A 20,606-nucleotide genomic window follows, 5' to 3' on the forward strand; every position below is an offset into this window, starting at 1 on the left:
GTCAGCGCCGGTTCCCCGCCGCCACCCGCTCCTTCATCAGGTGCGAGGGACGGAAGGACAGGACGCGCCGGGGGGTGATCGGGACCTCCTCGCCGGTCTTGGGATTGCGGCCCATGCGCTCGTTCTTGTCGCGGACCGAAAAGGTGCCGAAGGACGAGATCTTCACCTGCTCGCCTGCCACGAGCGCGTCGGAAACATGCCGCAGCACGCTCTCGACCAGCTGCGAGGATTCATGGCGCGAAAGGCCGACCTCGCGGAAGACGGCTTCGGACAGATCCATCCGGGTCAGGGTCTTGTCGCTCATGGGCGTTTCCTTCCATAGGAGGCAGGATTGTCCGGCCGGGACGTTGATGTCAACGGCCGCACCGGAGACCGCGTTCCCCGCCCCGGCCCGATTTCCAAGCGGGTGGAAGCGCTTGTGCGGGTCAGTCGGCCTGCCCGGGCGCGGCCGCGTCCGGCGCGGGCGAGGCCGCGGCAGGGGCCGCTGCCGCCGGGGCGGCGTCGGGTGTCACGCGCCAGACCGTGTTGGCGAGGTCGTCGGCCACGATCACGGCGCCGTCGGGCGCCACGGTCACGCCCACCGGGCGGCCGCGCGTCTTCCCGTCCTCCTGCAGGAAGCCGGACACGAAATCCACCGGATCGCCCGCCGGCATCCCGTTCTGGAACGGCACGAAGATCACCCGGTAGCCGACCGGCGGATCGCGGTTCCAGCTGCCATGCTCGCCCACGAACACCCCGTCGGCGAAGTCCGGCCCGACGGCGGAGTTGGCGAAGTCCACGCCCAGTGCCGCCACATGCGAGCCGAGCGCGTAATCGGGGACGATGGCCGAGGCCGCCTTCCCGGCGTCGTGCGGCTGCGCGCGCGGGTCGGGGTTGGTGCCCCAGTAGCTGTAGGGCCAGCCGTAGAACTCGCCTTCCTGCACACGCGTCAGGTAGTCCGGCACGAGATTCGCGCCGATCTCGTCGCGCTCGTTCACCACTGCCCAGAGCTGGCCGGTGCCCGGCTGGATCGTCAGCGCGGTCGGGTTCCTGAGGCCGGTCGCGTATTGCCGGTGCATGCCCGACTGGGTGTCGATCTGCCAGATCATCGCCCGATCTTCCTCGGCCTCCATCCCGCGCTCGGTGATGTTGCTGTTCGAGCCGATGCCGACATAGAGGAAGCGGCCGTCCTCGCTGGCCGTCATGGCCTTGGTCCAGTGGTGGTTGATGATCGAGGGCAGCTGCGTCAGCGTCTCGGGCGGGCCGGATGCCTCGGTCTGGCCGTCGGCATAGTCGAAGCGCACCACGGCGTCCTGGTTGGCGACGTAGATCGAGCCGTTGACGAGGGCGAGGCCGTAGGGCGCGTTGAGGTTGTCTGCAAAGACGCCCTGCGCCTCGTAAATGCCGTCGCCGTCCGCATCCCGCAGCAGGGACAGGCGGTTGCCGCCCTCGACCGAACTCGTCCCCAAACCCTTGACGACACCGGCGATGATGTCCTTCGGCCGCAGCGACGGCGCATCGCCGCCGCCGCGGCCCTCGGCCACGAGGATGTCGCCATTCGGCAGCACGATGGTCTGGCGCGGGATCTTCAGGTCGGTGGCGATCGGACGGATCGTGTAGCCCGCCGGCACGGCCGGCAGCGCATCGCCCCAGAGAGCGGGGCGCGGGATGGTCATGACCGGCAGAAGGCCGCGCTGCGGCGCAGGCAGGTCGATGTTGGTGCCGTATTGCGGCGGCGCCGCGCCGCGATCGCCCGAGAGGACCGCCCAAGCGGCCACGCCCGCCAGGACGACGACCGCACCGATGAGGACGGGAGCGCGCTTCATCTCGCGTCTCCCGCGTCAAAGCCCGAATACCCGATCCACGCGGCGATGAAGGCCAGCACCGTGGTGATGGCCGAGAGCCAGATCGCCTCGGGCATGATCGCCCAGGCGTCCCGCGCATGGACGAAGGCGTTGATGAGGCCGAGGACCCACATCGCGAAAAGCGTGATGAAGTAGAGGCCCCGGCGACGCAACAGGTCCGGGCCGCGGAAGAGGTTGACGAGCGCCCAGAGCAGCGCGAGCGCACCGATCGCGAGGCCGCCTGCGTTCAGCCAGGCCGCGAAGTTTGCCCATTGAACCTGAAAGGTCGAGCGGTAGGCGAGGTCGCTGACCAGCCCGCCCAGAAACAGCGGGAAGGGAAAACCGAGGAGGATCGCGTGCAGGGGATGGATCGGCCGGACCAGTCCGGGCGTCGACAGGGCAACCACCGGCATCTCTCCCCTCGTCACGGCATCGAGGCGGAACGCGGCGGCGGCCGATAGGTTTCCGCGCCGGTCGCCGGAAGTTTGCACCGCTGCCCTCGGCTGCCTACATTCCTCGGGAACGGAGACTTTCGGGGAAGGTGGAGATGGCCGGAGGCTGGGCCCAGGACGGGGCCGTGAACGAGCAGATCGAGGTCAGCACGCAGGAGGCGATCGAGCGCATGCGCCGCCGCCGTCCGGGGCAGCGCGACAGCCGCGAGACCTGCGCCGATTGCGACGAGCCGATCCCGCAGGCGCGGCGCGAGGCGATGCCGGGGGTGCAGCTCTGTGTCGAGTGCCAGCAGGGCGCGGACCGGGCGTGGAAGCCGCAGGCCGGGATCAACCGCCGTGGCTCGAAGGACAGCCAGCTGCGCTGAGGCTTACCAGCGAAGGACGACCGAGCCCCAGGCCATGCCGCCGCCGATCGCCTCCGTCACGACCACGTCGCCACGCTCGAACCGGCCCTCGTCATCGGCCGTTGCGAGCGCCAGTGGGATCGAGGCGGCGGAGGTGTTGCCGTGCTCGGCCACGGTCAGCACCACCCGGTCCATCGGCAGCTGCATCTTCTGCGCCGTCGCGGCGATGATCCGCTGGTTGGCCTGATGCGGCACCAGCCAGTCCACATCCGCAGGCGTCAGCCCGGCCCGGTCGAGCGCCGTATGCGCGGTCTGCGCCAGCTTCTCGACCGCCTGGCGGAAGACGAGGTTGCCCTGCATCCGCAGCTTGCCCGCCGTCCCGGTGGTCGAGACGCCGCCGTCCACATAGAGCAGGTCCTTCAGCCGCCCGTCGCTGTTCAGGTCCACCCCGAGGATGCCGCGGTCGTCAGAGGTGCCCTCGCCCTCGGCGGCCTCCAGCAGCACGGCGCCGGCGCCGTCGCCGAAAAGGATGCAGGTGCCGCGGTCGGTCCAGTCCATGATGCGGCTGAAGGTTTCGGCCCCGATCAGCAGCACGCGGTCGGCCTGACCGGCGCGGATCATGGCGTCGGCATTGGCGAGGCCGAAGACGAAGCCGGCGCAGACCGCCTGCAGGTCAAAGGCAAAGCCGCTCGTGTGGCCAAGACCCGCCTGCACCATGGTGGCGACCGAGGGAAAGGTCAGGTCCGGGGTCGAAGTGGCGACGAGGATCGCGTCCACCGCATCGACCCCCATGCCCGCGCGGTCGAGCGCGGCCTGCGCGGCGCGGATCGCAAGGTCGGAGGTGCCCTGTCCCTCGGCCGCGAAATGGCGCTGCCGGATGCCGGTGCGTTCGCGGATCCAGGCATCGGTGGTGTCGAGCGTGGCCTCGAAATGGCTGTTCTCGATGACCCGCTGGGGCAGGTAGGCGCCGGTCGAGACGACGGTGGTGCGGCGGGTCACGAGATGGTCTCCGCGAGGATCACGAGGCAGCCTCCCGTTCGCCCTCGGGCGGGGCAACCGCGGCCACCCGCGCGGCGAGACGTTCGTGGAAGCCCGAGCGCGCGAGCTGAAAGGCGAGCTTCACCGCCGCCGAGACCCCGGTCGCGTCGGCCGAGCCATGCGACTTCACCACCATGCCGTTCAGCCCCAGGAACACGCCGCCGTTCACCCGCCGCGGGTCGATCCGCTTCTGCAACCGCTTGAGCGAGGTCACGGCGAGCAGCGCGGCGAACTTGGACATGACGGAGTTGGCGAAGGCGTCGCGGAGGAAATCGCCGACCATCCGCGCGGTCCCCTCGCCGGTCTTCAGCGCCACGTTGCCGGTGAAGCCGTCGGTCACAATCACGTCGGCGCGGGCAGACATCAGGTCGCCGCCCTCGACAAAGCCGACGAAGTCATAGCGTCCGGTCCCGGCCTGCGCGGCGATCAGCTCGGCCGCCTGCCGTAGCTCGGAGCGGCCCTTGTGCTCCTCGGTCCCGACGTTCAGCAGCCCGATCCGCGGCATCTCGAGGTCGAGACCGTTGCGCGCATAGGCCGCCCCCATCATCGCGTATTGCGCGAGATCCACCGGGTCCGCCTTCACATCCGCGCCCGCGTCGAGCAGGACGTTGAAGCCCTGCGGGTTGCGCGACGGCCAGAGGGCGGCAATGGCGGGGCGGTTGATGCCGGGCAGCTTGCGCAGCCGGATCATGCTCACCGCCATCAGCGCGCCGGTGTTGCCGCAGGAGACGCAGACCGAGGCCTCGCCCGCGCGCACCGCCTCGACCGCCGACCACATCGAGGTGTCCTGCCCGTTGCGCATCACCTGCGCGGGCTTGTCCTGCATGGTCACGACGCCGGGCGCATCGCGGATCTCGCAGCAGCCCGCCAGCTCGCGGCGCTTCGAGACCAGCCGCTCCAGCTCGGCCTTGGGACCGTGCAGGATGAAGCGGATGTCCGGGTTCTTGCGCGCGCTCTCGGCCAGCCCCGCGACCACCGCCGAGGGACCGCGGTCGCCGCCCATCGCGTCGACCGAGATCACCACGGGACCGCCATCGGCGGCAGGGCGCCCCGTCGGCGGCGCGGCCTCGGCTCTGGTCATGGACGCCGTCCTCGCGCGCCTGCGCTCAGGCGGCGTCGTCGTCGAGGTCGATCGCCGGACCCTGCGCCACCACTTCGCGGTCAGCGTAATGGCCGCAGGACGGGCAGACGTGGTGCGGGCGCTTCAGCTCGCCGCAATTGGTGCATTCGTTCGGGTTTCCGGCGACGAGCGAATCATGCGACCGACGCATGTTGCGCTTGGAGCGGGTGACGCGGTTCTGCGGGACGGCCATGAAACAACCTCGGGCTCTCTGGCCGGGCCGCCCGTCGAGGACCCCGGCGCTGTGGGACAGGATCGGCCGGCAGGGGACACCCCAAGGCGAGGCGGGCGGTCGGACCGCCGGTCGATGAACGGCGGAACATAGACGGAAACGCCGCCGGTGCAAGTCGAATGTCGCGCCGATCCCCGGCATGCCGGAGATCGGCGCGACCGCCGCTCAGTTCAGCGCCATGTCGGTGATGGCGTGGGTCCAGGCACCTTCGGGCGCCTTCGTGATGACCGGGTCCGATCCGCCCGACATCAGCGTCTCGACGGTGCGCTCGTAGTCGGCGGGATCAAGCTCGCCGTCCGAGCCCGCGGTCAGCTTGCCGATCTCGGTCACCATCCGGGTCTGGTGCTCGATCGTCTGGGCACCGGTCTCGTCGTTCTCGATCACGATCTCGGCCGCCTCGTCGGGGTTCTCCTCGGCGTATTTCCAGCCCTTCATGCTCGCCCGCACGAAGCGCGCCAGCCGGTCGGCCATTTCGGGATCCGCCAGCGTCGCCTCGAGCGTGTAGAGCCCGTCCTCTAGCGTCGCGACGCCCTGATCCTCGTATTTGAACGTCACCAGATCATCCTCGGCGATGCCCGCGTCCAGGACCTGGCCGTATTCGTTGTAGGTCATGACCGAGATGCAGTCGGCCTGCTTCTGTAGCAGCGGATCGACGTTGAAGCCCTGCTTGAGGACCGTGACGCCCTCCGGCCCGCCCTCGGTCGAGAGGCCGAGATGGTTCATCCAGCTGAGGAAGGGGAACTCGTTCCCGAAGAACCAGACGCCCAGGGTCTTGCCCGCGAAATCCGTCTCGGGGTTGGTGATGCCGCTTTCCTTCAGGCAGGTCAGCATCATGCCCGAGGACTTGAACGGCTGCGCGATGTTGACGATCGGCAGGCCCTTTTCGCGCGCGGCGAGGGCGGCGGGCATCCACTCGACGATCACATCGGCGCCGCCGCCGGCCAGCACCTGCGTCGGCGCGATGTCCGGGCCGCCCGGCTGGATGGTGACGTCGAGGTCTTCCTCGTCGTAGAAGCCCTTGTCCTTTGCGACATAGTAGCCCGCGAACTGGGCCTGCGTGACCCATTTGAGTTGCAGCGTCAGCGGGTCGGCGGCATTCGCGCCGCCCGCGACAAGGGCGGCCAAGGCGGTGCCGAGCATCAGCGTCTTCATTCTTCTCTCCCTGCTGGCCGCCGGGTTCGTCCCGGCGGTCCTTTTCAACTTCGCTGCGACGGGTGCCAGAACGTCGCCCGCCGCTCGATCAGCGACACGATGCCATAGAACAGCGTTCCCGCAATGGCCGCGACGAGGATCTCGGCCCAGACCAGCGGCAGGTCCAGCTGTCCGACGGAGGTCGAGATGCGGAACCCCATGCCCTGCGTCGGGCTGCCGAAGAACTCGGCCACGATGGCGCCGATCAGGGCGAGCGTGGTGGTGATCTTCAGCCCGTTGAAGAGGAACGGCAGGGCGGCGGGCAGGCGCAGCTTCCAGAGTGCCTGCCAGTAGCCCGCGCTCCAGGTCGCCATCTGGTCGCGCTGCAGCGCGTCGGTGGCGGCGAGGCCCGCCATCATGTTCACGAGGATGGGGAAGAACACCATCACCACGACCACGGCGGCCTTGGACTGCCAGTCGAAGCCGAACCACATCACGAGGATCGGCGCGATGCCGACGATCGGCAGGGCCGCGACGAAGTTGCCAATGGGCAGCAGCCCGCGTTGCAGGAAGGGCGAACGGTCGATGGCAACAGCGGTGAGGATGGCGGCGGCCGCGCCCAGCAGCCAGCCGGTCAGCGCGCCCTTGAGGATCGTCTGGACGAAATCGCCGCGCAGGATCGCGCCTTTGGCGATCAGGCTCGACCAGATCGCCGAGGGCGGGGGGAGGATCACCTGCGGCACGTTCAGCGCCCGCACCGCAAGCTCCCAGACCAGCACCACCGTCAGCCCGAAGATCGCGGCCACGACCCACCGCATCCACGGCTCGGTCCGCCCGGCGAGGCGCATGTTGACGGCCATGGCCGCAAGCCAGACGGCAAGCGCGGGCAGCAGCGCGGGCGAGGCGATCCAGGTGAAGCCGAGCAGCAGCACCACGGCCGCGAGCCGCAACAGCCCCGCGCGCCGCCTCATCGCGCCAGCCCCATGCGGCGCAACGTCAGCCGCTCGACCGCGCCGAGCAGCATCACGAGCGCGGCGGCGAGGATCGCGGCGGTGAAGAGCGCGGCCCAGATCTGCACCGTCTGGCCGTAGTAACTGCCCGAGAGCAGCCGCGCGCCGAGGCCCTGCGTGGCGCCGGCGGGCAACTCGCCCACGATGGTGCCGACAAGCGCCGCGGCGATGGCGACCTTCAGCGAGGCGAAGAGCCAGGGCAGCGACGAGGGCAGACGCAGGCGCCAGAAGACATGCGACGGCGAGGCGTTCCACGAGCGCATCAGGTCGAGTTGCATTCCGTCAGGGCTCCTCAGCCCCGCGACCATGCCGACCAGCACCGGGAAGAACGACAGCCAGGCCGAGATCACCGCCTTCGGCAGCAGTCCCTTCACGCCCAGCGAAGCCAGCACCACGATCACCATCGGCGCGATGGCGAGGATCGGGACCGTCTGGCTCGCCACCGCCCAGGGCATCACCGACTGGTCCATCACCCGGCTGTGCACGATCCCGACCGCCAACAGCATCCCCGCCGCGGTGCCGACCCCGAAGCCCGCGAGCGTGGCCGAGAGCGTGACCCATCCGTGCCAGACGAGGCTGCGCCGCGAGGTGACGGCCTGCCCGGCGATCCCGTCCCAGAGGCCAGCCCCGACTTGATGCGGGGCGGGCAGGATCGGGCGCTCCTGGCTCATCGTGCGCGGCACGATCTCGGCCCAGGTGATCGTCTCCCCCGCTCGCGCCGCCTGATCGCGCTCCCACCGCGCGTTCATGCCGATGGCGGCGGCATACCAGATCGCCACGATGACGCCGAGGACCGTCAGGACCGGGACGACATGCCTCATGCCGCGGCGCGCCAGAGGTATTCGACATCCGGCAGCGCCTCGGGATTGTCACCCTCGCTGCGCCGCCCCTCGCGGAAACCCTGGCGCAGGTAGAAGCGCCGGGCGTGAGTGTTGGCCTCAAAGGTCCAGAGCGACAGCGACCCCGCGCGCGCCTTGGCGGCGTCGAGGAGTTGCCGCCCGATTCCGCTGCCGGGGGCGGCAGCATGAAGCGCGTGGACATAACCCGTGGGATCGAGGGCAACGAAGCCCGCGACCTCGCCCTGCACCTCGGCCACCGTCACCTCGCTCCGCGGCCAGATCGCCTGCCGGAACAGCGCGGCGATGCTGCCCGGCGGATGCACCCGCGGCATCCATCGGGACGCCTCGATCCACGCCTCCACGATGGCGGCGCAGGGCGCGGCGTCAAAGGCGCGGGCGGGGCGCAGGATCGCCTCAGTCATAGGAATGCCCGGCGCGCAGCCCCTCGCGGACCCGCTGGGCGATGGCGATGAACTCGGCCGAGTCCCGGATTTCGAGCGGCCGGTGGCGGTGCAGGGGGCTCTCGATCACGTCGGTGATGCGGCCGGGGCGGGGGGACATGACCACGATCCGGGTCGAGAGATAGACCGCCTCCGGAATCGAATGGGTGACGAAGGCGATGGTCTTGCCGGTCTTCTCCCACAGCGCCAGCAGCGCCTCGTTGAGCCGGTCGCGCACGATCTCGTCGAGGGCGCCGAAGGGCTCGTCCATCAGCAGGATGTCGGCGTCGAAAGCGAGCGCGCGGGCGATCGAGGCGCGCTGCTGCATCCCGCCCGAGAGCTGCCACGGATACTTGCCGCCGAAGCCCGTGAGCTCCACAAGATCGAGCACCCGCGCGATCCGCTCGCGCCGGTCGGCCTTGCCGAAACCCATGATCTCGAGCGGAAGCGAGATGTTCCCGGCGATGCTCCGCCACGGGTAGAGGCCCGGCGCCTGGAAGACATAGCCATAGGCGCGGGCGCGGCGGGCCTCGTCGGCGCTCATGCCGTTGACGGTCAGGCTGCCGCCCGTCGGCTGCTCGAGCGCGGCGATGCAGCGCAGGAGCGTCGTCTTGCCGCAACCGGAGGGGCCGATGAAGCTGACGAAATCGCCGCGGCCTATGCTGAGGTCCACGCCCTTGAGCGCCTGCACCGGCCCGTCGCGGGTCTGAAAGGTGAGGTCGAGATTGCGCGCCGCGATCACGGCTGCTGCCGGCGCGGGTGCCGGGGCAGGGTCCATCTGGGCGGCCGTCGCGTTCACAACCCGCGCCCCAGCCCGCCATCGACGCGCAGCACCTGACCCGTGATGTAGGCCGCCTCGTCCGACAGCAGGAAGGCGACCGCCCCGGCGACCTCCTCCACCCGCCCCATCCGCGGGATCGCCGCGCCCGCGATCCGCTCCGGCGGCTGCGGGATCGACTCGATGAAGCCCGGCGCCACGCTGTTGATGCGGATGCCGCGCCCGCCCAGCTTCTCGGCGGCCAGCTTCGCCCAGGCGTGCAGCCCGGCGCGCATCGCCGAAGAGGTCGGGTAGAGCGCCGAGGGGTCCTCGGCCACGTAGCTGGTGATGTTCACGATCGCCCCGCCCGAACCCAAATGCGGCAGCGCGGTGCGGACCGGGCGGATGGCCGAGAGGAAATAGACGTCCATCGCCTTGTGCCAGTCCTCGGGCGAGAGTTGCAGCGCGTCCCCCCGCGGCCCATGCCCGGCCGAGTTCACGAGTGCGTCGATCCGCCCCCAGCGGTCCACCGCCGCCTTCACCAGCCGGGCAATATCCTCGTCGCTGTCATTCGACCCGGTGATGCCGACTCCGCCCAACTCGCGCGCGAGGGCCTCGCCCTTGCCCGAGGGCGACAGGATCGCGACCGCCCAGCCGTCCCCGGCCAGCCGCCGCGCGCAGGCGGCGCCCATGCCGGAGCCGGCGGCGGTGAGAAGCGCGACCTTCATACGCCGCTCGCCGGGATGCCGGTCCGCTCGACCGGTCGCGGCGCGGTCAGCGCCTTCCATTCCGAGAGCGCCCGGTTGACGCTGCCGCGCGGCTCACGGGCGACAAATTCGCCATGCCCCTCGGGCGTCTCGATCCTGCCCTCGCGGAATGCGACCTTGCCGCGGCTGAGGACGACGCGCGGCAGGCCCTTCACCTGATGCCCCTCGAACACGTTGTAGTCGATCGCCGACTGCTGCGTCCCGGCGCTGATCGTCTTTTCGGCCTCCGGGTCCCAGACGACCAGATCGGCGTCCGACCCGACCAGCACCGCACCCTTGCGCGGATAGCAGCCCATGATCTTGGCGACATTGGTCGAGGTCACGGCCACGAACTCGTTCGGCGTCAGCCGGCCGGTGGCGACCCCGTGCGTCCAGAGCATCGGCATCCGGTCCTCGAGGCCACCCGTGCCGTTCGGGATCTTCGTGAAATCGCCGATCCCGGTCCGCTTCTGCTCGGTCGTGAAGGCGCAGTGGTCGGTCGCCACCACCGAGAGCGAGCCCGACATCAGCCCGGCCCAGAGGCTCTCCTGATGCTTGGCGTTGCGGAAGGGCGGCGACATGACCCGGCGGGCGGCGTGGTCCCAGTCCTTGTTGAAGTACTCGCTCTCGTCGAGCGTCAGGTGCTGGATCAGCGGCTCGCCCCAGACCCGCTTGCCCTGCTGGCGCGCGCGGCGGATGGCCTCATGCGAATCCTCGCAGGAGACGTGAACGACATAGAGGGGCACGCCGGCCATGTCGGCGATCATGATGGCGCGGTTGGTGGCCTCGCCCTCCACCTGCGGCGGGCGCGAATAGGCATGCGCTTCGGGGCCGGTGTTGCCCTCGGCCAGCAGCCGGGCCGAGAGGTCGGCCACCACGTCGCCGTTCTCGGCATGGACCATGACGATGCCGCCAAGCTCGCCCACGCGGCGGAACGAGGCGAACATCTCGTCGTCGTTCACCATCAGCGCGCCCTTGTAGGCCATGAAATGCTTGAAGCTGGTGATGCCGCGCTCGATCACCTTCGGCATTTCATCGAAGATCCGCTCGCTCCACGAGGTCACGGCCATGTGGAAGGAGTAGTCGCAATGCGCGCGGGCGGTCTTGTTGTCCCAGATCTTCAGCGCGTCCAGCAGCCCCTGATCGGGCGCGGGCAGGGCGAAGTCGATCACCATGGTCGTGCCGCCGGCGAGCGCGGCGCGGGTCCCGCTCTCGAAATCATCGGCGGAATAGGTGCCCATGAACGGCATCTCGAGATGCGTATGCGGGTCGATCCCGCCCGGCATCACAAAGCAGCCGGTCGCGTCGATGACCTCGTCGCCGGTCAGCCCCTGGCCGATGGCGGCAATGCGGCCGTTCTCGATCAGGACATCGGCCTTCTGGGTGAGGTCGGCGGTGACGATGGTGCCGTTTCGTATGACCGTGCTCATCTCGCGCGCCCTTCCTCTCTTCGCCTTGATCCAAATATCCCGGGGGTGCGGGGGCAGCGCCCCCGCGGCCTGACGCTGAGCTTCACCCGACCACCTCCGCCGTCTCCAGCACCGCATTCAGCAGCACATCCGCCCCCGCCGAGGCCCACTCCTTCGAGATCTCCTCCGCCTCGTTATGCGACAGCCCGTCCACGCAGGGGCACATGATCATGACCGTCGGCGCGACCTTGTTGATCCAGCAGGCGTCGTGGCCCGCTCCGCTGACGATATCCATGTGCGAGTAGCCCAGCCGCTCGGCCGACTCGCGGACGCGCGCGACGAGGGCCTTGTCGAACTCCGGCGGGTCGAACTGGCCGACGATCCCGGTCTCCAGCGTCACCCCGATCTCCTCGCAGAGGCCAAGGCCGCGAGCCTCGAACTCCGCCACCATCGCGGTCAGCACGTCGAGCTGGTGGCTTCGGAAATCTACCGTGAAAACCGCGCGTTCGGGGATGATGTTGCGGCTGTTCGGATGGATCTCGATGTGCCCCACCGCGCCCACGGCGTTCGGCTGGTGCTTCATCGCGATCTCGTGGACCAGCTCGATCAGTCGCGCCATGCCGCGCCCGGCGTTCTTCCGCATCCGCATCGGGGTCGAGCCGGTGTGGCTGGCCTTGCCCGTCACCGTGCATTCGATCCAGCGCAACCCTTGCCCGTGGGTCACGACGCCGATCTGCTTGCCCTCGGCCTCGAGGATCGGGCCCTGCTCGATGTGATACTCGAACATCGCATGCATCGGCCGCCCGCCGACCCTAGCTTCGCCCTTCCAGCCGATCCGCTCCAGCTCGTCGCCGAAGCGCTTGCCCTCGGCGTCCTCGCGGTCGTTGGCGAAGCCCTCCTCGATCGCCCCGGCATAGACGCCGGAGGCGAGCATCGCGGGGGCGAAGCGGGTGCCCTCCTCGTTGGTCCAGTTCACCACCACGATCGGCCGCCGGGTCTTCAGGCCCATGTCCTTGATCGAACGCACCACCTCGAGGCCCGCGAGCACGCCCAGCACCCCGTCATACTTGCCCCCGGTTGGCTGGGTGTCGAGGTGGCTGCCGATATGGACCGGGTCGGCCTCGGGGTCGGCGCCCTCGAAGCGCATGAACATGTTGCCCATGCGGTCGACTTCCATCGCCATGCCCTCGGCCTCGCACCAGGACTGGAACAGCCGCCGCGCCTCGCCGTCCTCGTCCGTCAGGGTCTGGCGGTTGTTGCCGCCGGCGATGCCGGGGCCGATCTTCGCCATTTCCATGAGCGAGTCCCACAGACGGTCGGGGTTGACGCGCATGTTGGCGGCCGGCGCCGGCCCGGTGGCGGGGGTGGTCATGTCGCTCTCCTGTCGGGCCGCCGCCTCTTTTCCGGGCGGTCGGCGGGTGGTCGGTCGTCAGCCCACGGGGGCGGCGTCGGGCAGGGCCTTCAGCTCCACCTCGACGAAGCTCATCGGCGCCGCGCCCGCGTTGATGACGTTGTGTTCGGTCCCCTTCGGCCGCGTGTAGCTCGCGCCCGCGGGGATGGTGCTGTCCCTCGTCTCGCCACCCGGCAGTTCCAGCCTGAGCGGGCAGTCGGTCAGCGTGACGATCACGTATTCCATCTCGTGCACGTGCCAGCCGGTCTCGCCGCCCGGCTCGAAGTCGTAGCGGGTGACGCGCACCCGCTCGTCTTCCATCTGCAGCGTGGCCGTGCAGCCGCGCATCAGGCGATGTCCTTCAGCACCTGTCCCAGCGTGCCCACAAGCTCGTCGATCTGCGCCTCCGAGACAATCAGCGGCGGGCTCATGGCGATGGTGTCGCCGGTGATGCGGATCATGATGCCGGCCTCGAAGGCCTTGACGAAGGCGTCGAAGGCGCGCTTGCCCGGAGCGCCGTCCATCGGCTGCAGCTCCACGGCGCCGATCAGGCCCATGTTGCGGATGTCGATGACATGCGGATGGTCGGCGAGGCCGTGCAGCGCGTCCTCCCAGTGCTGCGCCAGTGTCGAGGCGCGGGTGAGCAGCCCTTCCTCGGCATAGGTTTCGAGCGTGGCGAGACCGGCGGCGGAGGCGATCGGGTTGCCGGAATAGGTGTAGCCGTGGAACAGTTCGATCACGTGCTCCGGGCCCTGCATGAAGGCGTCGTGGATCTCGGCCGTCGCCAGCACCGCGCCCATCGGGATCACGCCGTTGGTGAGACCCTTGGCGCAGGTGATGAGATCGGGCGTCACGCCGAAATGCTGCGCTGCGAAGGGCGAGCCGAGGCGGCCGAAGCCGGTGATGACCTCGTCAAAGATCAGCAGGATGCCGTGCTTGCGGGTGATCTCGCGCAGGCGCTCGAGGTAGCCCTTCGGCGGCAGCAGCACGCCGGTGGAGCCCGCCATCGGCTCGACGATCGCCGCGGCGATGGTCTCGGCCCCGTGCAGCGCCACGATCCGCTCCAGCTCGTCGGCCAGATGCGCGCCGTGCTCGGGCTGGCCGCGGGCCATGCGGTTCTCGGGCAGGTGCGTATGGGGCAGGTGGTCCACGCCGTTCAGCAGGCTGCCGAAGAAGCGACGGTTGTTCACGATCCCGCCGACCGAGATGCCGCCGAACCCGACGCCGTGATAGCCGCGCTCGCGCCCGATCAGCCGCGTCCGCTGCCCCTCGCCGCGTACGCGGTGATAGGCGAGCGCGATCTTCAGCGCCGTGTCCACCGCCTCGGAGCCAGAGTTTGTGTAGAAGACGTGCTCCATCCCCTCGGGGGCGATGTCGACGAGGCGGTTGGCGAATTCGAAGGCCGTGGGATGGCCCATCTGGAACGCGGGCGCGTAGTCGAGCGTCCCGGCCATCTCGCTGATCGCGCGGGTGATCCTGGGCCGGCAATGGCCCGCGTTGCAGCACCACAGGCCCGCGGTCCCGTCCAGCACCTGCCGCCCGTCCGCGGCCGTGTAGTGCATGTCCTTCGCCTCCACGAGCATCCGGGGCTGCGCCTTGAACTGCCGATTCGCGGTGAAGGGCATCCAGAAGGCGCTGAGGTCGTTCGGCGCCGGCTTGCGATCGAGGGCCATCTGCCCGTTCCTCCCCACAAATCTTGACCGGATGGTCAGGGGGAAGCTACCAGCGGGGCAGGGGCAGTCAAGCGCTGTCGGCGGTGCAGGGGGCGGATGGGTGCGCGATGCTGGCGAGGAGAGCGCGCCCCTGAGCCGCATCCAGCGGATGAACCGCGAGCGCATCCTCGACGCCGCCCTCGACGCCTTCTCGGAGCGCGGCTTCTCCGGCGCGACCCTCGACCGCATCGCCGAGATCGCGGGTCTGTCGAAGCCGAACCTGCTCTATTACTTCGCCTCCAAGGAGGCAATCCACGCGGCGCTCCTGACCGAACTGCTGGAGACCTGGCTCGCGCCGCTGGCGCAACTCGACCCCGAGGGCCACCCGCGCGCCGAACTGCTGGCCTATGTCTCGCGCAAGCTGCGGATGTCGCGCGACATGCCCCGCGAGAGCCGCCTCTTCGCCAGCGAGATCTTCCAGGGCGCGCCGCGTCTTGGCGACACGCTGGCCGGGCCGCTGAAGCGGATGGTGGACGACAAGGCCGCGGTGATCGCCCGCTGGCAGGCCGAGGGCCGCCTAACCCCGGATCTCGACCCGCATCACCTCGTCATGTCGGTCTGGGCGCTGACCCAGCATTATGCCGATTTCGAGGTGCAGGCGCGCGCCGTTCTCGGGCCGGAACGCGACCCCTGGGCGGAGGCGGAGGGGTTTCTGGCGGCGTTCTACGGGCGGGTGCTGGCGCGGTGAGCCTCAGACCAGCGAGGTGATCGTCCGCTTGCGCCAGACGAACCAGTACCACGCCGCCTGTCCCAGCATCAGCGCCCCGAAGCCCGCGACATAGCCCCACCAGATGCCCGGCAGGCCGATCCGGCCCGAGAGCCAGACCGCCACCGGCAGCTCGACCAGGAAGATCGAGCCCACGGCGATCAGCATCGGCGCCAGCACCGTCCCGCTCGCCCGCATGACGCCCGAGAAGATCGTCCCGGCCCCGAACATCAGCGACGACCAGATCACGATGTGCAGAAGTCGCTGCGCGAGGTCCACGACACCGGCATCGGTGATGAAAAGCGCCACCACCGGCCGCGAGAAGATCAGCGCCAGCGCCACCAGGCTGCCGGTCAGCACGAGGTTCATCACCATCGCGGTGCGGATGACCTCGCCCAGCCGGTCGCTGCGGCCGCCGCCGATCATCTGCGCGCCGAAGATCGAGGCGGCGATGGCGATCGATAGGGCCGGGAACTGGACGTAGTTCTGGACCTGGCTCACGGCGCCATAAGCCGCGGTCGCGTCCGAGCCGAAGCTGTTTACGAGCCCCACGATCACCAGCGCCGAGAGCGAACCCGCCACGATCTGCACCGCCGTCGGCAGCCCGAGCCGCAGCACCTGCCGCAGCAGCTTCGGATCGGGCCGCATCCGCGCCAGCAGCGCCCGGTTCAGCGCCAGCGGGTGACGCACGGCGCGCAGCCACAGGACCAGCGCCACGACCCCGGCGATCTGCGCGAGCCCCTGCCCGTAGGCCGCGCCGCGCACGCCGAGCGGCGTCTGCGTGATCAGCAGCCAGACCAGCACCCCGGTCAGCAGCGTCGCCAGCGCCTGGATCGCCAGCGGCCGCATCGTGTCGCCCATGCCCCGGAGAAGCGAGGCCCCGAGGACGTAGAAGAACAGCGCCGGCATCATCACGAACATCGCCCGCGCATAGGCGATGGCATCGGTGCGGATGTCGGGCGGGACGCCCAGCAGGTCGAGAATCGCGGGAGCGGCGAAGACCCCCACGCCCGCGATGACCGCGCCGAGGCCCAGCGTCACCCCGATCGAGGTGCCCGCGACGCGCTGCACCATTTCCATCCGTCCGGCGCCGAAGGCCTGGCCCACCAGCACGCTTGATCCGGCCGAGAGCCCGATCATGAAGGCGATGAAGAACATCACCACCGGCAGGAAGGTGGCGACCGCGGCGAGATCGAGGGTGCCGAGCGAGCGGCCGACGATGATCGCGCTCAACGTGGCCGAGAGGGACTGCAGGATGTTCTGCGCCATCATCGGCAGCAGGAAGACCAGGAAGGCCCGCCAGAGGGGGCCGGTCTGGAACTGCGGGCGGCGGCTCATGGCGTCGGGACCTCGCGGTGCCTTGCGGTCAGGGCGAGGCGGGGTGGGGACGGTGCCCCGGTTCATGCGGATGCTGATAGGCCCGGCGCGGCGGGACGGCAAGGCGGGGCCGAAAAGCCAAGGCCCCGCCCAAGGGGCGGGGCCGTGATGGGACCGGAGGCTGGAGGTGCCGGCGCTCAGGCGCCCCAAGTGCGGACCGGGCCGCAATCCATATGGACGAAGTTCGAGCCCGAATAGCGCCCGACCCCGCCTGCGTTGCAGGAGATCGCGGCCTTCGAGACCTGCGCGACCGAGCGCGACTTCAGCCGCAGGTCCGCCGCCTTGCCGACCATGTGCAGCGAGTTGCGCGCGACGCCGCCCGACTGGCTGCGCAGCATGTTGTTGGTCTGCGGTGAGCGGTAGCCCGACAGCATCATGTAGGGCTCATTGGTGCCCAGCAGGCGCTGCGAGGCGGTGGCGATGTCGATGGTGCGCGGGTCGATCCCCACCATCGTGCCGGTCCGCCAGTCGCGCATGAAGATGTTGATTTCATTCAGCGCGTCGCGGATGTACTTGCCGTCCACCCAGTAGACCGTGTCGATGCTTTCGCCGGTCCGGCCGGAATACATGCTGATGCGGCGGTAGTTGCCCGCGCCGCGCAGGATGCCGAAGGCGTTGGCGGCAACCGGGGCAGCCGCGACCGTGGTCGCCGCGAAGATGCCCAGAAGCCCGCGTCGGGAGATGTCGGTGGTCATGTCAGATCGCCTGTCCGCTGTTCTTCTTGGTTGCGCCACCCGCGAGCGGCTGTCCCGTTTTCGGAACTTGCACCGACTATGTCACCATTCCGTTAGCGGCGGAACCATTCGGTGGATGACCGGGCGGTCGAGCGGGTCGATCGGCATCCTTCCGCCGATCACATGGTGCAACCGGGCAACAAAATCCGGGTTTGTTGCGCCGGGAACGCAGGTGGACGGCGCAAATGCAACGCTTGGCGGAGCTGTGACTGGACCCGCCACACGCCCGGAGCGCACCCTGGGGACATGAACACGAACCGTTCCCCCTCGCACTCCACCCGTCTGCGCGATTCGAGTCGAATCATTCTGTGGTTGAGTCTTGGTCTTGGCGTTCTTGCGGCGCCCCTGCAGGCGGCGACGGCCCCGCGCCTCGACTTCACCCCGGCCGAGATCGCCTTCGCCCGCGGCGTCGCCGCCGATCCGGCCCTCGCCGCCTTCTACGGCGGCAACGACCTCGAGCCGGTCTTCACCGGCCCCGAGGCGCGCCCCCGGCGCGAGGCGCTGCTCGCGACCGTCACCCGCGCCGCCGACCACGGCCTGCCGCCCGCCCGCTACCAGCCCGAGGCGCTGCGCGGCCTTCTCGACCGCGACGGCAGCGATCCCGCGGCCGAGCGGCTGATGGCCGGGATCTTCTCGGCCTGGGTCCACGACATGTCGGCCGGGTTGCTGGACCCGCGCCGCGTCGATCCGGCGATCAAGCGGCGGGGCGAGGGGGCCGACGCCGCGGCGCTGCTGCGCGACTTCGCCGTTGCCACGAATCCGGCCGCCGTCCTCGCCCGCGCGATTCCGGCCGACCGGCGATACCTTGTGCTGCAGCAGGCGCTGAGCGAGGCTCGCGGGCTCGCCGCCCCCGAGGGAACGCCGCCGGCGCCGGAGGGCCTCTGGCGTCCGGTCACGCGCGCGCCCGAGGTCGCGGCCCTGCGCCACCGCCTCGCCGCCACCGGCTTCGCCACTGACGCGGCCGACCCGGCCCTCTACGACGACGCGCTCGCGGATGCGGTCCGCGCGTTTCAGACCGCCGCCGGCTTGCCCATCGACGGCGTCGCCGGGCCGCAGACCATCCGCCGCCTCAACGCCCCTCCCGGCCATGGCCCGCGCGAGCTGCTGATGGCGATGGAGCGGCTTCGCTGGTTGCCCGACGACCTCGATGAGGGCGGCGCGCGGCACATCTGGGTGAACACGCCTGCCTATACCGCCGAGATCGTCGAGGAGGGGCGCGAGGTGTTCCAGACCCGCGTCGTGGTCGGCACCACCGATCCCGACATGCAGACGCCCGAGTTCTCGGACCGGATGCTCTACGTCGTGGCCAATCCCACCTGGACGGTGCCGCGCTCGATGATCGTGCGCGACTACCTGCCGCGGTTGCAGGCCAACCGCCATGCGGTCGCGCATCTCGATGTCATCAACGCCTCCGGCAAGGTGATCCCGCGCGACCAGATCGATTTCAGCCGCTACACCGCCGCCAACTTCCCCTACCGCCTGCGCCAGAAGCCGAGCGACAGCAATGCCCTCGGCCTGGTCAAGTTCCTGTTCCCGAATCCGTGGAACATCTATCTCCACGACACGCCCTCGAAGGGGCTGTTCCGCGAGGGGCGGCGGGCGTTCTCGAACGGCTGCGTGCGGGTGGCCGACCCGATGGACCTCGCGCGCGCGCTGCTGTCGAAGCAGACCGACGACCCGGCGGGCATGCTCGCACGCGCGCTGCAGAGCGGGCGCGAACGCTACCTGACGCTCGAGCCGACGGTGCCGATCCACCTCGTCTATTTCACCACGCTGCCGGACGCCGATGGCACGATCCGCCACTATCGCGACGTCTATGGCCGCGACGCCGCCCTCTGGGCCGCGCTCGAGGCGGCGCTCGCGCCGCCGGACGCGGCGTCGGAGCTCGCCTCGGCCGACTGACAGGTGGCGCGGCTGGATTCGGTCGGCCGGAGGGGTTAGACGGACGCCGGATCAAGGGGACATGCGGCCATGCAGACCACGATCGGCGATCTCGCCGCCGCGCTCGGCGCGCGCCACTGGGGCGACGCCGGGGCGGTCGTGCGCGGCGCGGCCGAACCCGCCGCGGCCGCTGCCGACGAGATCGCCCTCGCGCTCGGCTCCCGCTACGCCACGGCGCTGAAACCCGGCGCCGTCGCGTTGATCGCGGAAGGGATGGACCCCGAGGCGCTCGGCCTGCGCGCGGCGGTCTTCGCGCCGCGGCCGCGGCTGGCGATGGCCGGGCTGACGCGGGTCTTCGATGCCGGCCCGGCGATCGCCCCCGGCATCCACCCGACTGCGGTCATCGACGCCTCAGCCGAGATCGGCCCCGGCGCCGCCATCGGTCCCTTCGTCGTCATCGGCGCGGGCGTGGTGCTGGGCGAGCGCGCACGGATCGCCTCCCACGCGTCCATAGGAACCGGCGCCCGCATCGGCGCCGACGCCATGATCCTCGAGGGCGCCCGTGTCGGAGCGCGCGTCACCGCGGGCGACCGGCTTATCCTCCACCCCGGCGCGGTCATCGGCGCCGACGGCTTCGCCTTCGTGACCGAGCGCGAATCGGGGGTGGAGCAGGCGCGCGGCAGCCTCGGACGGCGCGGCGAGGCGGCCACCGAGCAGCCGTGGCTGCGCATCCACTCGCTCGGGACGGTCGAGCTGGGTCGCGAGGTCGAGGTGGGCGCCAACGCGACCATTGATCGTGGCACCATCCGCGCGACGAGGATCGGCGACGGCACCAAGATCGACAATCTCGTGCAGGTCGGCCACAACTGCGAGATCGGGCGCGACTGCCTGCTGGCGGGGCAGGCGGGCATCGCCGGCTCGGTCCGCATCGGCGACCGCGTCGTGCTCGGCGGCAAGGTCGGCGTCAGCGACAACATCTTCATCGGCGACGACGTGGTCGCCGGCGGCGGCACGACCATCTATTCCAACGTGCCCGCGGGTCGGGTGATCCTCGGCAGCCCCGCCGTGCGGATGGAAACCGAGATCGCGCAACGCAAGGCGCTGCGCCGGTTGCCGCGCCTGTTCCAGCGGGTTGCCGCACTGGAGGGCAGCGCCCCGCAGGATCCGGACGACAAGGAAGACCAGTCATGAACGAACGCGAACGCATCCGGCAGCGCATCACCGCCATCATCGCCGAGCAGGCGATGCTCGACCCCAGCGAGGTGCGGATGGAGATGACGCCGCAGGACCTCGGCATCGACAGCCTCGGCCTCGTCGAGTCGATCTTCGCCATCGAGGAAGCCTTCGACGTCTCGGTGCCGTTCAACGCCAACGAGCCGGACAAGTCCGAGTTCGACATCTCCTCGGTCGGCGCCATCGTCGCGGCGGTCGAGTCGCTGGTCGAAGCGAAGGAGCGCGCGTGAGC

23 protein-coding genes are annotated in these 20,606 nt (G+C 70.0%); 5 read left to right on the forward strand and 18 right to left on the reverse strand.

Annotated elements, in window-relative coordinates; genetic code table 11:
* Position 1 precedes the first annotated feature (1 nt).
* The 3 genes from ihfA to GI374_RS10235 form a co-directional block, all read right to left on the reverse strand.
* Complete coding sequence (gene ihfA / locus GI374_RS10225) at positions 2 to 304, reverse strand: integration host factor subunit alpha (protein ID WP_154336966.1); 303 nt, start codon at positions 302 to 304, stop codon at positions 2 to 4.
* Between the two features lie 121 nt (positions 305 to 425).
* On the reverse strand, positions 426 to 1,805 hold the full coding sequence (locus GI374_RS10230) for a sorbosone dehydrogenase family protein (RefSeq protein ID WP_154336967.1): 1,380 nt from the start codon (positions 1,803 to 1,805) through the stop codon (positions 426 to 428).
* Positions 1,802 to 2,236: a DUF2231 domain-containing protein gene (locus GI374_RS10235; protein WP_154336968.1), complete on the reverse strand. Its 435-nt coding sequence runs from the start codon at positions 2,234 to 2,236 to the stop codon at positions 1,802 to 1,804. The genes GI374_RS10230 and GI374_RS10235 overlap by 4 nt, the downstream gene beginning before the upstream one ends.
* 134 nt (positions 2,237 to 2,370) lie before the next feature.
* On the opposite strand from GI374_RS10235, the gene GI374_RS10240 reads away from it, so the two are divergent.
* A complete protein-coding gene (locus GI374_RS10240) occupies positions 2,371 to 2,640 on the forward strand; it encodes a DksA/TraR family C4-type zinc finger protein (protein ID WP_154336969.1) in 270 nt (89 codons plus the stop codon).
* Positions 2,641 to 2,643: 3 nt separating this feature from the next.
* Here GI374_RS10240 and GI374_RS10245 read toward each other — a convergent pair whose 3' ends face one another.
* The 13 genes from GI374_RS10245 to GI374_RS10305 all read right to left on the reverse strand — a co-directional run bounded on the left by GI374_RS10245 (position 2,644) and on the right by GI374_RS10305 (position 14,404).
* The gene (locus GI374_RS10245; RefSeq protein ID WP_370515267.1) at positions 2,644 to 3,618 is read right to left on the reverse strand and encodes a beta-ketoacyl-ACP synthase III; all 975 of its coding nucleotides are present in this window, start codon (positions 3,616 to 3,618) and stop codon (positions 2,644 to 2,646) included.
* A gap of 19 nt (positions 3,619 to 3,637) precedes the next feature.
* Positions 3,638 to 4,738 carry a phosphate acyltransferase PlsX gene (gene plsX / locus GI374_RS10250; RefSeq protein WP_154336970.1) on the reverse strand — a complete coding sequence of 367 codons (1,101 nt, stop codon included), beginning with the start codon at positions 4,736 to 4,738 and terminating at the stop codon, positions 3,638 to 3,640.
* A gap of 25 nt (positions 4,739 to 4,763) precedes the next feature.
* Positions 4,764 to 4,970, reverse strand: a complete 207-nt coding sequence (rpmF, locus tag GI374_RS10255) for a 50S ribosomal protein L32 (RefSeq protein WP_154336971.1) — start codon at positions 4,968 to 4,970, stop codon at positions 4,764 to 4,766.
* Between the two features lie 204 nt (positions 4,971 to 5,174).
* Positions 5,175 to 6,161: an ABC transporter substrate-binding protein gene (locus GI374_RS10260; RefSeq protein ID WP_154336972.1), complete on the reverse strand. Its 987-nt coding sequence runs from the start codon at positions 6,159 to 6,161 to the stop codon at positions 5,175 to 5,177.
* A gap of 44 nt (positions 6,162 to 6,205) precedes the next feature.
* Positions 6,206 to 7,000: an ABC transporter permease gene (locus tag GI374_RS10265; protein ID WP_229583083.1), complete on the reverse strand. Its 795-nt coding sequence runs from the start codon at positions 6,998 to 7,000 to the stop codon at positions 6,206 to 6,208.
* A gap of 107 nt (positions 7,001 to 7,107) precedes the next feature.
* Positions 7,108 to 7,971, reverse strand: a complete 864-nt coding sequence (locus GI374_RS10270) for an ABC transporter permease (protein ID WP_154336974.1) — start codon at positions 7,969 to 7,971, stop codon at positions 7,108 to 7,110.
* Positions 7,968 to 8,411: a GNAT family N-acetyltransferase gene (locus tag GI374_RS10275; RefSeq protein ID WP_154336975.1), complete on the reverse strand. Its 444-nt coding sequence runs from the start codon at positions 8,409 to 8,411 to the stop codon at positions 7,968 to 7,970. The genes GI374_RS10270 and GI374_RS10275 overlap by 4 nt, the downstream gene beginning before the upstream one ends.
* A complete protein-coding gene (locus GI374_RS10280; protein WP_154336976.1) occupies positions 8,404 to 9,207 on the reverse strand; it encodes an ABC transporter ATP-binding protein in 804 nt (267 codons plus the stop codon). Before GI374_RS10280 ends, GI374_RS10275 begins: the two co-directional genes overlap by 8 nt.
* Before the next feature lie 17 nt (positions 9,208 to 9,224).
* Positions 9,225 to 9,914, reverse strand: coding sequence for an SDR family oxidoreductase (locus tag GI374_RS10285; RefSeq protein WP_154336977.1), 690 nt, complete (start codon positions 9,912 to 9,914; stop codon positions 9,225 to 9,227).
* On the reverse strand, positions 9,911 to 11,362 hold the full coding sequence (gene hydA, locus GI374_RS10290) for a dihydropyrimidinase (RefSeq protein WP_154336978.1): 1,452 nt from the start codon (positions 11,360 to 11,362) through the stop codon (positions 9,911 to 9,913). The genes GI374_RS10285 and hydA overlap by 4 nt, the downstream gene beginning before the upstream one ends.
* Positions 11,363 to 11,444: 82 nt before the next feature.
* Positions 11,445 to 12,713, reverse strand: a complete 1,269-nt coding sequence (locus tag GI374_RS10295) for a Zn-dependent hydrolase (protein WP_154336979.1) — start codon at positions 12,711 to 12,713, stop codon at positions 11,445 to 11,447.
* 57 nt (positions 12,714 to 12,770) lie between these two features.
* Positions 12,771 to 13,079 (reverse strand): cupin domain-containing protein, encoded by a 309-nt coding sequence (locus GI374_RS10300; RefSeq protein ID WP_154336980.1) that lies wholly within the window; start codon positions 13,077 to 13,079, stop codon positions 12,771 to 12,773.
* Positions 13,079 to 14,404, reverse strand: coding sequence for an aspartate aminotransferase family protein (locus tag GI374_RS10305; protein ID WP_154336981.1), 1,326 nt, complete (start codon positions 14,402 to 14,404; stop codon positions 13,079 to 13,081). The genes GI374_RS10300 and GI374_RS10305 overlap by 1 nt, the downstream gene beginning before the upstream one ends.
* A 148-nt stretch (positions 14,405 to 14,552) precedes the next feature.
* Between GI374_RS10305 and GI374_RS10310 the strand changes: the two genes are divergently transcribed.
* Positions 14,553 to 15,131, forward strand: coding sequence for a TetR family transcriptional regulator C-terminal domain-containing protein (locus GI374_RS10310; protein ID WP_229583085.1), 579 nt, complete (start codon positions 14,553 to 14,555; stop codon positions 15,129 to 15,131).
* A 3-nt stretch (positions 15,132 to 15,134) separates the two neighbouring features.
* Here GI374_RS10310 and GI374_RS10315 read toward each other — a convergent pair whose 3' ends face one another.
* Positions 15,135 to 16,487, reverse strand: a complete 1,353-nt coding sequence (locus tag GI374_RS10315) for an MATE family efflux transporter (protein WP_154336983.1) — start codon at positions 16,485 to 16,487, stop codon at positions 15,135 to 15,137.
* A gap of 176 nt (positions 16,488 to 16,663) precedes the next feature.
* Positions 16,664 to 17,221: a DUF882 domain-containing protein gene (locus tag GI374_RS10320; protein ID WP_154336984.1), complete on the reverse strand. Its 558-nt coding sequence runs from the start codon at positions 17,219 to 17,221 to the stop codon at positions 16,664 to 16,666.
* Positions 17,222 to 17,572: 351 nt separating this feature from the next.
* On the opposite strand from GI374_RS10320, the gene GI374_RS10325 reads away from it, so the two are divergent.
* The 3 genes from GI374_RS10325 to GI374_RS10335 all read left to right on the forward strand — a co-directional run bounded on the left by GI374_RS10325 (position 17,573) and on the right by GI374_RS10335 (position 20,604).
* On the forward strand, positions 17,573 to 19,162 hold the full coding sequence (locus GI374_RS10325) for a murein L,D-transpeptidase (protein ID WP_229583067.1): 1,590 nt from the start codon (positions 17,573 to 17,575) through the stop codon (positions 19,160 to 19,162).
* Between the two features lie 69 nt (positions 19,163 to 19,231).
* Complete coding sequence (locus tag GI374_RS10330) at positions 19,232 to 20,332, forward strand: UDP-3-O-(3-hydroxymyristoyl)glucosamine N-acyltransferase (protein ID WP_154336986.1); 1,101 nt, start codon at positions 19,232 to 19,234, stop codon at positions 20,330 to 20,332.
* A complete protein-coding gene (locus tag GI374_RS10335; RefSeq protein ID WP_154336987.1) occupies positions 20,329 to 20,604 on the forward strand; it encodes an acyl carrier protein in 276 nt (91 codons plus the stop codon). Before GI374_RS10330 ends, GI374_RS10335 begins: the two co-directional genes overlap by 4 nt.
* Positions 20,605 to 20,606 lie beyond the last annotated feature (2 nt).

It is taken from the genome of Paracoccus sp. S-4012, assembly GCF_009674885.1.
GTDB lineage: Bacteria > Pseudomonadota > Alphaproteobacteria > Rhodobacterales > Rhodobacteraceae > Paracoccus.

Excerpts from the sequence above, each read along its gene's own strand:
- ihfA (WP_154336966.1), bottom strand. The coding sequence starts at position 304 with ATGAGCGACAAGACCCTGACCCGGATGGATCTGTCCGAAGCCGTCTTC.
- GI374_RS10230 (WP_154336967.1), bottom strand. The coding sequence starts at position 1,805 with ATGAAGCGCGCTCCCGTCCTCATCGGTGCGGTCGTCGTCCTGGCGGGC.
- GI374_RS10235 (WP_154336968.1), bottom strand. The coding sequence starts at position 2,236 with ATGCCGGTGGTTGCCCTGTCGACGCCCGGACTGGTCCGGCCGATCCAT.
- GI374_RS10240 (WP_154336969.1), top strand. The coding sequence starts at position 2,371 with ATGGCCGGAGGCTGGGCCCAGGACGGGGCCGTGAACGAGCAGATCGAG.
- plsX (WP_154336970.1), bottom strand. The coding sequence starts at position 4,738 with ATGACCAGAGCCGAGGCCGCGCCGCCGACGGGGCGCCCTGCCGCCGAT.
- rpmF (WP_154336971.1), bottom strand. The coding sequence starts at position 4,970 with ATGGCCGTCCCGCAGAACCGCGTCACCCGCTCCAAGCGCAACATGCGT.
- GI374_RS10260 (WP_154336972.1), bottom strand. The coding sequence starts at position 6,161 with ATGAAGACGCTGATGCTCGGCACCGCCTTGGCCGCCCTTGTCGCGGGC.
- GI374_RS10265 (WP_229583083.1), bottom strand. The coding sequence starts at position 7,000 with ATGGCCGTCAACATGCGCCTCGCCGGGCGGACCGAGCCGTGGATGCGG.
- GI374_RS10270 (WP_154336974.1), bottom strand. The coding sequence starts at position 7,971 with ATGAGGCATGTCGTCCCGGTCCTGACGGTCCTCGGCGTCATCGTGGCG.
- GI374_RS10275 (WP_154336975.1), bottom strand. The coding sequence starts at position 8,411 with ATGACTGAGGCGATCCTGCGCCCCGCCCGCGCCTTTGACGCCGCGCCC.
- GI374_RS10280 (WP_154336976.1), bottom strand. The coding sequence starts at position 9,207 with ATGGACCCTGCCCCGGCACCCGCGCCGGCAGCAGCCGTGATCGCGGCG.
- GI374_RS10285 (WP_154336977.1), bottom strand. The coding sequence starts at position 9,914 with ATGAAGGTCGCGCTTCTCACCGCCGCCGGCTCCGGCATGGGCGCCGCC.
- hydA (WP_154336978.1), bottom strand. The coding sequence starts at position 11,362 with ATGAGCACGGTCATACGAAACGGCACCATCGTCACCGCCGACCTCACC.
- GI374_RS10295 (WP_154336979.1), bottom strand. The coding sequence starts at position 12,713 with ATGACCACCCCCGCCACCGGGCCGGCGCCGGCCGCCAACATGCGCGTC.
- GI374_RS10300 (WP_154336980.1), bottom strand. The coding sequence starts at position 13,079 with ATGCGCGGCTGCACGGCCACGCTGCAGATGGAAGACGAGCGGGTGCGC.
- GI374_RS10305 (WP_154336981.1), bottom strand. The coding sequence starts at position 14,404 with ATGGCCCTCGATCGCAAGCCGGCGCCGAACGACCTCAGCGCCTTCTGG.
- GI374_RS10310 (WP_229583085.1), top strand. The coding sequence starts at position 14,553 with ATGAACCGCGAGCGCATCCTCGACGCCGCCCTCGACGCCTTCTCGGAG.
- GI374_RS10315 (WP_154336983.1), bottom strand. The coding sequence starts at position 16,487 with ATGAGCCGCCGCCCGCAGTTCCAGACCGGCCCCCTCTGGCGGGCCTTC.
- GI374_RS10320 (WP_154336984.1), bottom strand. The coding sequence starts at position 17,221 with ATGACCACCGACATCTCCCGACGCGGGCTTCTGGGCATCTTCGCGGCG.
- GI374_RS10330 (WP_154336986.1), top strand. The coding sequence starts at position 19,232 with ATGCAGACCACGATCGGCGATCTCGCCGCCGCGCTCGGCGCGCGCCAC.
- GI374_RS10335 (WP_154336987.1), top strand. The coding sequence starts at position 20,329 with ATGAACGAACGCGAACGCATCCGGCAGCGCATCACCGCCATCATCGCC.